The following is a 12,614-nucleotide window of genomic DNA, read 5'->3' on the forward strand; positions in this document are numbered from 1 at the left end:
AATCGATGCAAAGACCTTATAATTAGAAAGAAGTATCTGTTCCATTTCCCTTTCCAATATTATAAACATGCTTTCTTACCCTCTGCGCCCAATCCCAGTGCGATAATGAAGAATCGAATTTTTGGTATGGAATAGGTTTACCAATCCTAAGACGGATTGTTTGATTTTGCTTCAAAAGCATTTCGCGGGGTAGTAGTATTAGCTCAAAGTTTAGTTTAATTCTCAACATCGTCCTGAATAAGCCAATAGAGTAGAAAAGACGTGAGTTTCGACCATAGAAATGTATGGGAACAATATCCCTTTTCTTGGAAATAGCTTTTGTCACCATGCTTTTTTGCCACTTGCAATCCTGTACCTTCCAGCTATAAACTCTCGAAACTTCGCCTGCAGGGAAGTGGGTGATTGGGGTATCGGAATCAAACACCTCTTCAAGTGCATTTATGTATTCCTTCGAGTTTTGTCCGAATGAGTTAACTGCTGCAATTACAGGTCTTAGATGTGGAATGTACATAAAAGCGTCATTCCCAATTGCTTTAAGCGTTCCGTATTTTTCTCCTATCGTATTGGTGAGAACAAGTCCGTCTATTATCCCAAAAGGATGATTTGCAACAAAAAAGCATCGTCCATTTTCAGGTAAATTCTCTTTCCCTTCAATTACTACAGTTAAATTGTAATCTTTAATTATGCTTGAAAGGAATTTTACTCCAATGCTTTCAGCATTCCTTGTTAAAATATCATTGATTTCTTCCTGTTTGGTAATTTTAATTAACAGCTTAACTACAAATTTTGGTAATTTTTTCAGAAGGCCGAAATTACTATTTTTTATAACACTTTCTAGATCTAAATACTTCATGTTTAGTTGGTTTTTAACATAGTTGGTTTTCGTTGCATTACTTATTTTTTCAAATATAATACTTCCAAAGAGATTTTATCAATAGTTGTAATTCAGTCCTGCCTCAAAATTACAACTAGGTGATTTATTAACAATTATCTATTTACCCCAAATAATGTATTATTTTTACAGGATAAATCATTTAACCAAGCCATTATTCATGAATATTTGTCGTTGGTTTTCTACTACTGCCCTATTATTTTCTGCTTCAACATGTATTGCTCAGGAAGTATATCAAGTTGAGGCAAAATCAGATACCCGTAAATTGGCCGATTCGCTTTTTAATAATGGTAGCTATCAACAAGCCACTCCTGTTTTTCAGGAGTTACGAGATAGATACCCTCAGGACACCTACTATAATTACGCTCTTGGAATTTGTATTCTAAATTCAACCCATAACGCAGAAGCTGCAATTCCATACCTTTCAAAAGCTTCTGCAGGAGAAACTCCTAGCAAAGTTTACTATTACCTTGCAGAAGCATATCGCAAAACGTACCGTTTTGATCAAGCCATAGATTATTATCGACGATTTACCATAAACGGAGGATCTAAGGATATTAAAACAAGTGAAATTGAAAGGACAGTGAATCTTTGCGAGAATGGTAATTCACTCTTAAAATACATCTATTCACCTCAAATTATTGATAAAAAAAGAGTTTCAATAAAAGATTTTTACACCTATTACTCATTGGGTTCTGTCGCAGGTTCTTTTATTAATAAACCAGATGATTTAAAAACCCCTGTAGATCAAAAACAAAACGATAACTCAATAATCTTTTACCCCAAAAATTCCAAGTCGGGTGACTATATTTATTACTCAAGTTTTGGAAAAAGCACAATTTACGGGAGGGATATCTACCGTATAAAACGATTAGAGGATGGGTATTGGAGTAAACCTGAAAATCTTGGTGAAGTAATTAATACCCCCGAGGATGAGGATTATCCATATATGTCCTCCGATGGTGTAACCTTATATTTTGCGTCAAAAGGTCATTATAGTATGGGTGGATACGATATTTACCGTAGCGTATTTGATGTAAATGCAAAAAAATGGAGCACCCCCGAAAATATTGGATTTCCGTTCACCTCCCCTTATGATGATTACCTGTATCTTACTGATGAAAATGATAGTTTGGCTTGCTTTTCAACAAACCGAAGTTGTGAAGGCGATAGCGTTGATGTTGTAATGTATAAAGTCGAAAATAACCCAATTCGAAGATCTTTCACATCTGTTGAAGAGGTTCATGGCATTGCAATGCTGAAAACCAAAAAGGATAAAGTGGTTAAAAACATTAATATTGAAAATGAACCTCAGGATAGGGAGAAACTCCCGATATTAGTCAACAAACCTAAGTCAAAAACAGCCTCATTTAATGCTGTTGAAAATGACCCAGAATATATTCGTGTGATTACAAATGGCTTCAGTAAGCAGAAAGAGACCGATTCATTAAGGATTAGGCTAGAAAAACTACGAGGAAGATTCGACTATATTACTACTGCTGAAGAGCGAAAGTCCCTTGAATCGAAAGTTGTAAAGGTTGAGAATGCTTTACTCTCAGCTCAAGGCGAAGCTGATAAGATGTTTGCCCGTGCCAGCGAAATAGAACAGGAGTACCTTACAGGGAAGAGAAAACCAGAAGGAAAAATTAATACCTCATTTACAACAGATAACCCTGATTACCTCTATCAGGCACAATTTGCTCCAACAGTATTTCGTAGCGATGAGATTAACAAACTTGCTCAGATTGAAAAATTACAAAATCAGATAAATGCTGCAAGAGAAGAGGTTGTTACCGCCAAGGCAAAGTATGATGGATGCGTTTCCTATTCATCAAAAGATTGCAAGGCATTGAATGTTGAGATGTCTAAAAAAATGAATACCTATAATGGCTTAATAGTCAAATGGGTTGAAGTGAAATATAAAATCTATTCCGATTGTGTATTGGTTGCAATAGTTAAAAGCGGGAATAACAATAGCGAGGAGGCAAAAGCAGAAATCGATAGAGCAAACTCGCATTTTAGGGCGGCATTGGCAATTAAGAACAACCTTAGCGATGAGGGAAGAACCGAAAGTCTTTACGAATCATCTCTTTTAAATGAGTTGGGGATTATAAGACTTGAGATTGCTTTTGCTAGAACATGGGGGATGAACCTTTTTGAGCAACAGGCTACTAGTAAGGCCATTAGACTTGAAAAAATAGCTTTTGGAAATCCATTAGTACCAGTGATAAATAAGACCAATAAAGAGGAGATAGACGTAAAAGTTGAAGTAAAGCAAGATATTGGGATTACTAAAGTTGAACCTACCAAAACCGATAGTGAACCAATTCTTATTAAGAAGGATGAGCCAATTACATTTCAGGTGGTAGATCAAACCCCGTATGATGCTCAAAACCCAATACCGGTTAATGAATCATACCCAACAGGGGTAATCTATAAAATTCAACTTGGTGCGTACAGCAAACCCTTGGAAATAGTCTCTTTTAAAGGAATGATTCCTGTATCTATTGAAAAGGTGAATGGTACAAAGGTTTCAAAGTATTTTGTTGGGAAATTCTTTAAACTTACGGATGCAGAAAAATCGCTTCCAATTGTTCGGTCGAAAGGCTTTAAGGATGCATTTATTGTTGCTTGGCTTAATGGTAAATTGCTTCCATTAACAAGAGCCCAAACCATGGAGAGCAATCAAACAGAAGAGGTAAGACTTAAACCTAAAAATCAAAACAACTCAGATTCAACATCAATTATAGGAAAAATCTATATTGTTCAAATAGGTAAATATTCAAATAAATTGCCCGATGATATCTACCAAACAGTAAAAGCAATGACTTCCGGGAAGGATATTGTTCGTAAATCCAATGAACAGGGACAAATGGTTTATTCTATTGGAAATTACGCTACTTTGGAAGAGGCAACCAGAATAAAAGATAATCTTATTGCCAGTGGAATATCAAGCGCCATTGTAATTTGTATTGAAATTGAAAAAAAGTAGTTATATTTGTTCATAAATCTATTGATTATGAGGTCTGAACCTGAAAATGTTCCATCAGAGAATGTTCAAGAGAAATACAAATTGATGAACGAATACTATTTGGTTCTTTTTAACGATGAAATCAATAAGTATGAGTTTGTTGTTGATTGCCTTATTGATATCTGTAGGCACGATCCAATTCAAGCCGAGCAGTGCACATTAATTGCTCATCATAAGGGCAAATGTGATATTAAAAATGGTTCTTGGCCACTTCTTGAGGAGATGAAGAGTGCGTTTGACCAAAAAGGCTTAAGTACTATTATTTGTAAGAATTAGTATAAATCATTCTGTATTATTAGTTATTTTAATAGGGGAGATAATTATATCTCCTTTTTTTTGAAATTAAAGTTCTAAAAGAGGTTTATTTTTTTGGTAAATTGAATTGATTTTATACTTTTGTGCCACTTCTTTTAAAAACAGACAGAGATTATTGATTCAAAGAAAAATCGGATAAAGAAGAAAAGTTCTTTTTAAGTTTTGAAAAATAGCATTAACAATAATTTCAGAACCCATTTGGAGAGGTGGGTGAGTGGCTGAAACCAACAGTTTGCTAAACTGTCGTACTGGGTAACTGGTACCGGGGGTTCGAATCCCCCTCTCTCCGCCATTAGATATTTCGGGGTGTAGCGCAGCCCGGTTAGCGCATCTGGTTTGGGACCAGAGGGTCGTGTGTTCGAATCACACCACCCCGACAAAATGAAGGGAACATCGCAAGGTGTTCCCTTTTTTATTGATAATATCTAGTATCAAAATTTGAATTGGATATAGCCCTGTAAATCCTTAATTTTACCCAGTTTAACTCTCTAATAAAAGCTGAAAAGTTGAATTTAGCATCTAATAAATTTAAACCTTCTGTCAAAAAACCATCCCTATTATTACTATCAGGGGCAATGTGGTTTGCTGTAGGTATAATGCTGAATATATACGCATATCATTGGCTCATTGCATATAGAAGTAATAATGCGTATTTATTTGCAAGCATTGGTTTTGTTGCTGCGTTGGTAATTCATCATTTTGGATTTCTTAAACTCGCTGATAAAAACCTTGGAAGAATATCCTATATGAAGGATAATCCCTGCGTATTTTCATTTATGTCGTGGAAAAGTTATATAATCGTATTCGTTATGATATCCATGGGAATAGCCCTTCGTCACTCCTCAATACCCAAACAGTATTTGTCTGTGTTATACATTGGTATTGGGCTAGCGTTAATCCTTTCAAGCATTCGCTATTTTAGAGTTCTCTTTCTTGAAATGCAAAAGAAAGAGAATGAATTATAGAACTGAAGGTAGAGCTTGTTTATTCCTATATGTGAATAGTTTACTACTTCCTAATTCATCATAGGAGTATAGTTCTCGAGCAAATGAAGGTGCTTTAACCCCATCATAGAAAAATTGATTTCCAACAAACACCCTTGCTTCATCCCATAAATTTTTCTGAACAAAACTATTTATAATAACAGCCCCTCCCTCAATCATTACTGAGTATATATTTCTATCATACAACTCTTTTAACAGTTGCATCTCCATACCCTTGGCAAAATCAATGGTAATTATTTCAAGGTTTGGAATGGCTGCAAATTGAGTTTTTCTAACAGATGCAGCAGCATTATTACCAATAAAAAGTAAAGTGGGAATTGAGCCATCGAATACATTCGCTTCAATAGGTAAGCGAAGTTTACGATCAATTATTACACGTGTTGGTGTGCGTCCACTCCAATCGCGAACATTTAACTTTGGATTATCCTTTTCAACAGTTTTAGTTCCAATTAGAATAGCTTGTTCCTCACTTCTCCAACGATGAACAATTGAACGAGATAGTTCATTGGTTATCCAAATTGGTGCAATTGGATCGGTGGAATTCCTTACAGCATCAATAAAACCATCGATAGTTTGAGCCCATTTTAGTATAATATAGGGACGTTTTTTAGTATGATATGTAAAAAACCTACGATTTAAATCTATGGCTTCATCTTCCAAAATGCCAACAACTACATCACATCCTGCTTTTCGGAGAATTTCAATTCCTCTCCCTGAAACTTTTGGATTCAAATCCATAGCTGCTATAACAATACGAGGAATCTGCATGGCAAGTATTGTGTCGGTACACGGAGGTGTTTTCCCAAAATGTGAGCACGGTTCTAGTGATAAATATAGCGTCGATTTGCTTAGCAAGGATTTATCCCTAACTGAATTAATTGCATTAATTTCTGCATGTGAATCGCCATGTTTGATATGATAACCTTCACCAATGATTATATTATTATGGACTATCACTGCACCAACCATTGGGTTGGGTGCAACATTTCCTTGACCATTAAGTGCAAGTTCAAGGCAGCGTGCCATATACATCCTATCAATGTTCTGGGTATCCATATTTTATTCGTATTTTTGTAATAGTAAATTATCTAAATGAAAGATGAAAAAATACTCAGCATTAAGTCTTTTCCACGAAATAGCCTTTTTGCTTAAGAATGAATTCCCATCTCAGGAAATTCAATCACTTCAAAAAATTATCTTCGAAAAAAAGTTGGGTTTACCCCTTCACAAAATTTATCTAAATCCTTCTGCTATAATAAACCTTCAAGATGCTGAGATAATTATTGACATCGTTTCACAGCTAAAATTACAAAAGCCTATCCAATATATACTCGGCGAAGCCGATTTTTTTGGATTAATCTTTACCGTAACACCTGATGTGCTAATTCCTCGCCAAGAAACAGAGGAGTTAGTTGACTGGATTATTAAATCTACTGGACAAAATTCCAACTCGATTCTTGATATAGGTACTGGAAGCGGGTGTATTGCAATTAGCCTTGCAGCAAATCTTAAAAAATCTCAGGTTACTGCAATAGATATTTCACTATCGGCGCTAGACGTAGCAAAAAAAAATGCGAGTAAGAATAGCGTACTTGTTGATTTTCATACTATAGATATTCTTGATTTTAATAATTCTATTCCAAATACTCCATTCGATATAATAGTAAGCAATCCTCCATACGTCCGTGAATCAGAAAAAGCGATTATGAAAACTAATGTACTTGATCATGAACCTAGTGCTGCATTGTTTGTTGACGATAATAATCCACTTGTCTTTTATAGCACTATTGCAAAAAGAGTGAATGAATTACTTAAACCCGGAGGGGTGATCTATTGCGAAATAAATGAGGCTTTTGGTAAAGAATTATTTCAACTATTCAGCCAAAATGGGTTTAAAAAAGTTGAGATTCGAAAAGATTTGAATGGAAAGGATCGTATGCTAAAAGCAAGCACGAAATGATACAGAGTAAAGCATTAACATTCGAGAAGGCCACCCAAAGAGCACAGTTTCTATGCGCTCGACAGGAAAGATGTTCATACGATATTATGGTTAAATTGCGACAATGGCAGATTCAACCCCATGATATTGAAAAAATCATTGCAAATCTTTCCGAAAATAATTTCATTAACGATAAGCGTTATGCCAGTATGTTTGCTTGCGATAAAAGCAAGTTCAATAAATGGGGTCCAATAAAGATTGCTCAAGCGTTAAGGGCAAAACGTATTTCAGAAATTGTTATTAAAGAATCACTAGCAGGTTTAGAATCGAAGGAGGATGAGAATACATTAATCGATATTTTAAATAAGAAAGCTAGTAGCATTAAATCAAAATCACCCTCGGATTTAAAAGCAAAACTAATACGATTCGGGGTTTCAAGAGGGTTTGAATATGGACGAATTATTGAGATTATAAATAAGCATTATTAATAAATCTTGTTTTGCAAGAAAACCTAAGTCCTAACTAAAATACTGTTATCAAAACAAAACTTGATATGAAAAACGAAAAATTGATATTAGTTGCTGATGACTCACGTACTTCAAGACTTTTTATTTGTTCTTTTTTGGAAAGTGCTGGTTACAAAACCATTCAAGTAGAAAATGGGCTTGAGGCTATTGAAAAATCAATAGAACAAAAACCAATCTGTATTTTCCTTGATCTTCTGATGCCAGGAATGGATGGGTTTGAGGTGCTTAAGAAGTTAAAAGAGCTAAAATCTGATATTCCTATCATTGTTCTTTCTGCGGATATTCAAGAAGTGGTTAAGAACGAATGTTATGAATATGGTGCAAAAGCTTTTTTAAGTAAACCATTTAAGAAAGAAGACCTTATTGACACTCTTTTAAGGGTTGTAAAATAGGCTTATATGAAACTATCAGAAGATCAGGTTGATTATCTCAAAGAGATAATAAATATAGGTATTGGAAGAAGTGCTAACGCCCTAAATAAAATAGTAAAGAACAGGGTGACGCTTAAAGTTCCTATTCTACAAATAATAACTTTTCAAGAATTTAATAGTAGGCTTGAAAGTTCAACTGGTAATCTTCTTTCAATTGTTTCGATGGATTTTAAAGGAGATCTTTCTGGCAAAGTAGAATTAGTATTTCCATCTCCAAGTGCTGTGAAAATAGTAGATATTCTTACCGATAAGGCATACAATGATCTAGAAATGGATCAGCTTCGCTCTAGTACATTGAATGAGGTAGGTAATATTGTTTTAAATTCCTTGATCGGCACTCTTGGAAATCTTTTAAAAACCAGATTTAGATTCTCAATTCCTAGGTTTAAAGAGTGCGCTATAAATGAAGTAACTAGAGCCAACTGCTCTTCAGATTATTTTATTTATGCCGAAACTCATTTTTCTGTTAATGATATCAACATTGATGGTCGTTTTACTTTATTCCTCGAACCTCAATCACATGAACACTTCATTGAACTTCTCAACAAATCAATGAATTTTTAGTTTTTATGGATTCAAATAAATTGGAGTACTCTCTTTTTGACTATATCTCTGTTGGTGTTTGTATTATCAATAGAGATTATAGGGTTCAATTCTGGAATGAGTATATGGAAGCATATACTGGTTACAGTAGTAGTGAAATTATTAATAAACCTCTTAACGAGTTCTTTCCTGCATTTGAAAATGAGAAATATCGTGATCTGGTTGAAAATGTTTTTATTGGATGGCCTCCAGTAATACTTTCTTCAAGGCTACATTCTCCCTTTTTCACTTTTAAAGAACAAGAAAATAAAGACAGGTTTCAAGATTTAACCATTGTCCCTATTCTAGTTCCTAATAGTGAAAGTTATAATGCTATCATTACTGTTACGGATGTAACAGATATCACTAAAAAACTTGAAGAACAGAATACACTGTATCGCCAAGCGCAAGAAGAAATACGGATTAGAAAACAAATTCAGAAAAAACTAAGAGAATCAGAGAAGAACCTCAAAGAGTTAGTATTAACTAAGGATAAATTTTTCTCAATCATTGCGCATGATTTAATAAACCCATTTAATGCGCTATTGGGTTTAAGTAATATTTTAATTTCTGGTTGTGAAGAAAAGGACTATGAAAAGGTAGAAGAGTGTAGTAATCTCATCAACATATCTACTGAAAGTGTATATGCACTACTAATCAATCTGCTTGACTGGTCAAGACTTCAGTTAGGAAAATTTCAACTTAACCCGGAGCAATTTAAAGTAGAAGAATCTATTGATAACATTATATCACAACTGATTAGTTCGGCTGACGGTAAGGAGATAACAATAATTAAGTACGTCCAACCATCATTAACAATTTTTGCAGACAGGAATATGTTTAGCACAGTAATCAGGAATCTGCTTTCGAACGCTATTAAATTTTCATTTAGGAAAGGCAAGATAGAGATTAACGCCTCAATAGTTAATAAAGATATGATAGTCGCCATTTCTGATACTGGCATAGGTATGACTCAGGATGATATTAAGCATCTATTCAAAATTGACTCTAATGCTTCATCTCCAGGAACTGAAAAGGAAAGAGGAACTGGGCTTGGATTAATTCTATGCAAAGAATTTATAGATCAGCATAAAGGTAAGATTTGGGTTGAAAGCGAAATTGGTAAAGGTTCTACTTTTTGCTTTAGCCTACCAATCCACGAACATCTTTAGTTTCTTTAACTCGCATGATTCGCAGTTTAGTTTCATTTTTTCTAGTATATTTGCACTGTTTTTTGTTTGAGAAAAATGGAGTGAATTATATCAAATATTATTAGAATAATATAAAACACATTTCATTCAATCAGATTATTATATATATAAATCATTATAATATGGTTGTAAACGCTACAATTTGGATTGGTTTCATAATTTTTGTATTATTGATGCTGGCCTTGGATCTTTTTGTATTCAATCGCAAACCACACGAAATTAAAATAAAAGAAGCCCTTTTATGGAGCGGTTTCTGGATCGCTCTAGCTTTACTTTTCAACTATGGTGTTTTCATCTGGTTTGGAAAAGAGAAAGCAATAGAGTTTCTTACAGCATACATAGTAGAAGAATCGCTGAGCATTGATAATTTGTTTGTTTTTATATTGATCCTCAGATTTTTTGATATAAAACCACAGCATCAGCATAGAATTCTTTTCTGGGGAATAATTGGTGCGATTATTTTAAGGGCTATTTTCATTATTGCTGGAATTGCTCTGATTGGTATGTTCCATTGGATTATTTACATATTTGGTGTTTTTCTAATTTTTACTGGAGCAAAAATACCTTTTGAAAAGGATAAGAAGTTAGAACCCGATAAGAACATAATGGTGCGGCTTTTTAAAAAATTTATGCCGGTAAGTAATAATACTGAAAAAGGAAAGTTATTCATTAGAGCAAATTATAAAACCTATGCAACTCCTCTCTTTATTGCTCTTATAATGATTGAATTTTCTGATCTAATATTTGCGGTTGATTCAATCCCTGCAGTGCTTGCGATATCAAATGATCCTTTTATAGTTTATACATCTAATGTTTTTGCAATATTAGGTCTTCGCTCACTATACTTTGCCCTTGCAGTAATGGTCGGTTATTTCCGCTATCTAAAATTTGGTCTATCGGCAATTCTTATCTTTGTAGGTACTAAAATGTGCATATCTGGTTACTATAAAATCCCAACAGTTCCATCTCTTCTGGTCATTATTTCGCTAATTTTGATAGCAGTCCTAGCATCACTTGTGATAAAAGAGGAAAATTCTAATGAAAATAGTTTAGGCTGAAATAGCCTAAAGAGGCTGTGAAAATGTGGGTGAAAACTGATTTAGATATTAAGGCATTTAATTACCAGAATACTGTTATTAACCCTTTTTTAGGAATTGCCCTGTAAATAATCTTTGCATCTTTTTTCGGCATTCGAATCTTGATATATAAACGATACTCAGGAATCTCAAAAGCAGTAATTCGCCTTAATGCTTCCAAAGTATTTTTTATCCTATCAGTCAAATCAAATAATACTTGGCTATAAACATCTTTAAACTTGTCATTCTCCTCCTGGTAAACGAATAGCCTAATCCCATTATTCAACTCTAAGATATAATTTACAGGTTCAAAACCAGATGTATCTGGTATTTCATTGGGTTTGTATTCAGAAGTATCCTTTGGTGCCATTTTTACCATTAAAGGGATTTTCTTGATAGTTGCTGTATCTTTAACAATGTTCAAAGGTGATGATAGCATTGATGAAACTGCATAGGAGTTTGCTTTATTAAATGCCTTGCAAATTCGTTGAAAACTTATTTTTGTTTTATGAACCACCACTCCGTTTATTTCCAAAAAAGCTAAACTATCCTTAAAATTAAGAGTTAACCCTATGGAATCGGATTCAGCCATAGCTACTCTTGATTGAATGTAAGCTTTCTCCTTTTGAATTTCCACAAATGATGAGTCAGTAAAGAATCTTTCATCAATCGTGGTCTTTTCAATTTGTTTAAAACTATAGTTATTATTGATTTCGGAAATTTTTTTGGATGTGCTAATCAATGACATTACTGTGTAGTAAAGCATAGATGCAATAACTATAAAACTCAAGCCGAATAGGATGATTTTTTTTACAGCGGAAGTTCTTTTCCTGTTTTTTTCCATACTTTCCTACCAGTATCAGTATATATAAACCTTAGAACCAAAATCAAGTGTTTTATAAATAACAGCCAAATCATCATCATTCAAACGAATACATCCATGGGTAACAGGCATTCCTAGGAATCTTTTATAAATGGTTCCATGTATCATATAACCATTTCCGATATCAAGTGCATAATCACCCAGAACGCCATACTCAAACCTTGAATCATCATTCGCAGAGGGAATTGGTAAACCTTCTTCAACAAAAGCCCAGTCTGGTTTTTTCCAAACAGGGTCAATCATTTTACTATTGATTCTAAATTTACCCCTAGGCGTTTTAAATATCCATTTTTGGGATCCTTCGGTTAATAGTAATATATAACTTCCTGAACTGCAGAATCCCTCACGAACCATCTTTTTGTTTTTATAAAGGTAAAATCGATTATTTGTTGTACTAATAACAATATATGGTTGATTTGGTGTGAAAGCATTTAGTTTATTCGACACTTTTAAAAGTTCCTTCTCTATTAAACTGATTTGCTTCTTATAGGAGGCTTCGCTTTTAAATTCTTTATCGTTGAGTTCAATGCGATTTCTACCTTTACCCAATTCTTGTATTCCGGGAACAACATATAGAACAAATAATATCATTAAGGGTACTATAAAAACAGCAAGAATAATAATTAAAAAAACTCTAATAACTCTTTTAAATCTACTTCTTTGCTTCTTATCAACACCTTCCTCGAGCCCCACAGAAATAACCTCTTCGATTTTTTCTTCAGG

General features: G+C 34.0%; 13 protein-coding genes and 2 tRNA genes. 11 read left to right on the top strand and 4 right to left on the bottom strand.

The window, feature by feature from the left end:
* Positions 1-22: 22 nt before the first annotated feature.
* A complete protein-coding gene (locus tag HOO91_02570; protein ID NOU16427.1) occupies positions 23-853 on the bottom strand; it encodes a glycerol acyltransferase in 831 nt (276 codons plus the stop codon).
* Between the two features lie 199 nt (positions 854-1,052).
* On the opposite strand from HOO91_02570, the gene HOO91_02575 reads away from it, so the two are divergent.
* The 5 genes from HOO91_02575 (at position 1,053) to HOO91_02595 (ending at position 5,203) form a co-directional block, all read left to right on the top strand.
* The gene (locus HOO91_02575; GenBank protein NOU16428.1) at positions 1,053-3,884 is read left to right on the top strand and encodes a tetratricopeptide repeat protein; all 2,832 of its coding nucleotides are present in this window, start codon (positions 1,053-1,055) and stop codon (positions 3,882-3,884) included.
* A gap of 27 nt (positions 3,885-3,911) precedes the next feature.
* Complete coding sequence (locus HOO91_02580; protein ID NOU16429.1) at positions 3,912-4,199, top strand: ATP-dependent Clp protease adaptor ClpS; 288 nt, start codon at positions 3,912-3,914, stop codon at positions 4,197-4,199.
* 239 nt (positions 4,200-4,438) lie between these two features.
* Positions 4,439-4,530: transfer RNA gene (locus tag HOO91_02585), tRNA-Ser, on the top strand.
* A 10-nt stretch (positions 4,531-4,540) separates the two neighbouring features.
* Positions 4,541-4,615: transfer RNA gene (locus tag HOO91_02590), tRNA-Pro, on the top strand.
* A gap of 114 nt (positions 4,616-4,729) precedes the next feature.
* A complete protein-coding gene (locus HOO91_02595) occupies positions 4,730-5,203 on the top strand; it encodes a hypothetical protein (GenBank protein NOU16430.1) in 474 nt (157 codons plus the stop codon).
* Here HOO91_02595 and ribD read toward each other — a convergent pair.
* On the bottom strand, positions 5,198-6,298 hold the full coding sequence (gene ribD, locus HOO91_02600; protein NOU16431.1) for a bifunctional diaminohydroxyphosphoribosylaminopyrimidine deaminase/5-amino-6-(5-phosphoribosylamino)uracil reductase RibD: 1,101 nt from the start codon (positions 6,296-6,298) through the stop codon (positions 5,198-5,200). The two genes, HOO91_02595 and ribD, sit on opposite strands and share 6 nt — an antisense overlap.
* 43 nt (positions 6,299-6,341) lie before the next feature.
* Between ribD and prmC the strand changes: the two genes are divergently transcribed.
* From prmC to HOO91_02630, 6 genes are all read left to right on the top strand, one after another.
* The gene (gene prmC / locus HOO91_02605; protein ID NOU16432.1) at positions 6,342-7,202 is read left to right on the top strand and encodes a peptide chain release factor N(5)-glutamine methyltransferase; all 861 of its coding nucleotides are present in this window, start codon (positions 6,342-6,344) and stop codon (positions 7,200-7,202) included.
* Complete coding sequence (locus HOO91_02610) at positions 7,199-7,669, top strand: RecX family transcriptional regulator (protein NOU16433.1); 471 nt, start codon at positions 7,199-7,201, stop codon at positions 7,667-7,669. Before prmC ends, HOO91_02610 begins: the two co-directional genes overlap by 4 nt.
* A 65-nt stretch (positions 7,670-7,734) precedes the next feature.
* Complete coding sequence (locus tag HOO91_02615) at positions 7,735-8,100, top strand: response regulator (GenBank protein ID NOU16434.1); 366 nt, start codon at positions 7,735-7,737, stop codon at positions 8,098-8,100.
* A 6-nt stretch (positions 8,101-8,106) separates the two neighbouring features.
* Positions 8,107-8,703, top strand: a complete 597-nt coding sequence (locus tag HOO91_02620; GenBank protein ID NOU16435.1) for a hypothetical protein — start codon at positions 8,107-8,109, stop codon at positions 8,701-8,703.
* A 5-nt stretch (positions 8,704-8,708) separates the two neighbouring features.
* On the top strand, positions 8,709-9,893 hold the full coding sequence (locus HOO91_02625; protein NOU16436.1) for a PAS domain-containing sensor histidine kinase: 1,185 nt from the start codon (positions 8,709-8,711) through the stop codon (positions 9,891-9,893).
* 161 nt (positions 9,894-10,054) lie between these two features.
* Positions 10,055-10,990, top strand: coding sequence for a TerC family protein (locus tag HOO91_02630; protein ID NOU16437.1), 936 nt, complete (start codon positions 10,055-10,057; stop codon positions 10,988-10,990).
* A 61-nt stretch (positions 10,991-11,051) separates the two neighbouring features.
* On the opposite strand, the gene HOO91_02635 is transcribed toward HOO91_02630, so the two are convergent.
* Complete coding sequence (locus HOO91_02635; GenBank protein ID NOU16438.1) at positions 11,052-11,852, bottom strand: hypothetical protein; 801 nt, start codon at positions 11,850-11,852, stop codon at positions 11,052-11,054.
* 15 nt (positions 11,853-11,867) lie between these two features.
* Complete coding sequence (locus HOO91_02640) at positions 11,868-12,482, bottom strand: L,D-transpeptidase (GenBank protein ID NOU16439.1); 615 nt, start codon at positions 12,480-12,482, stop codon at positions 11,868-11,870.
* Positions 12,483-12,614 lie beyond the last annotated feature (132 nt).

Source organism: Bacteroidales bacterium (genome assembly GCA_013141385.1).
GTDB lineage: Bacteria > Bacteroidota > Bacteroidia > Bacteroidales > Tenuifilaceae > UBA8529.